Annotated in this window: 1 protein-coding gene and 1 pseudogene; both read right to left on the bottom strand. The window is 77.3% G+C overall.

From position 1 onward, the window contains the following. Positions 1-308: 308 nt before the first annotated feature. The gene (locus tag GTR00_RS21435) at positions 309-707 is read right to left on the bottom strand and encodes a DUF3040 domain-containing protein (RefSeq protein WP_166613521.1); all 399 of its coding nucleotides are present in this window, start codon (positions 705-707) and stop codon (positions 309-311) included. Between the two features lie 69 nt (positions 708-776). Next, positions 777-1,128 (bottom strand): annotated as a pseudogene (locus GTR00_RS23185) (hypothetical protein); the annotation flags it as partial.

Raw genomic sequence — 1,128 nt, 5'->3', positions numbered from 1 at the left:
TCCAGCGCGCGCCCGCCGCCGGCGCGGCGGGCCGGCGCGTGGTGCGCGCCCAGGTGGACGAGGTGGTGGAGGCCGTGGCGGCGAGCCGCTCGCGCGCGGCGCGGTGGCGGGCCCGCTGGGTGCCCGGCGCCGGGCTGCGGGCCGTGCTGGCCTGGTGGGAGCGCGACTGAGGACCGCGCGCCCGGGCCGGTGGCACCACCGGCCCGGGCCGGGCCGTGGCACCGGGTCGTGGACGTGCAGGGGCCCGCGCACCGCTGGGGTGCGCGGGCCCGTGCGCCGGGTGGTGCCGGCGGGTCAGCCGGCGGCGCTCACCACTGGCCGCGCCGGCGGTCCCAGCGCTGCTCCATCCGCTCCATGAACGAGCCGTTGCGGCGGGGCCTGCCCGGTCGCGGTGGTCGTGGGGCGTTGCCGGCAGCGGGCTGCCCGTCGGTGCGCGCCCCCGTCCCCCGAGCCGGCGAGAAGGCCCAGATCGCGCCGGCGAGCATGACGATGAAACCGCCTGCCCCCAGCCAGATCTTGCTCGTGCTGGCCCCGACGACGAGGAGCACGAGACCGACCACGACGGCGACGACGCCGATGACGAGGCGCCGGCGGGCGGCGCGACCGTGGCGGGAACCTCGCATGGCGTTGGCGAACTTGGGATCGTCCGCGGACAGCGCACGTTCCATCTGCTCGAGCAGACGCTGCTCATGTTCAGAGAGCGGCACCTGTACCTCCTGGCGTGCGCACGTTGTGACTCTCAGGATAGGTCCCGGGGACGGGAGACGAAACTCGGGCTACCACATGCTCCACCACCCGGGTCCACCGGGTGCTGCTCCCGGGGGGTTCCAGTCCTCCTCCGCCTCAACGACCCAGCCCCCGGGGGGAGTTCCTGCCCCCGGCGCGCCGCCCGGGACGCGCTCCAGCAACGTGGCGGGTCTCACACTGCCGGGTCCGAAGCGGGCCCCCGCCCGCTGCACCGCGCCCTCCGCCTCGCGCCAGCCGCGCTCGCGCTCCCCCAGCGCCAGCTGGCGCGGCAGGTCAGCGGAGGCGACCAGCCCCTCCAGCCGCAGGCCCACCCCGCGCAGCCTGGCCCGCTGCAGCCCCAGGCCGTCGAAGAGGTCCCGGGCGGTGGCGCAGCGCCTGCAC

It is taken from the genome of Kineococcus indalonis, from assembly GCF_009906395.1.
Lineage (GTDB): Bacteria > Actinomycetota > Actinomycetes > Actinomycetales > Kineococcaceae > Kineococcus > Kineococcus indalonis.
Note: the sequence above shows the minus strand (reverse complement) of the source record. Positions and strands in the feature narration are given on the sequence as shown.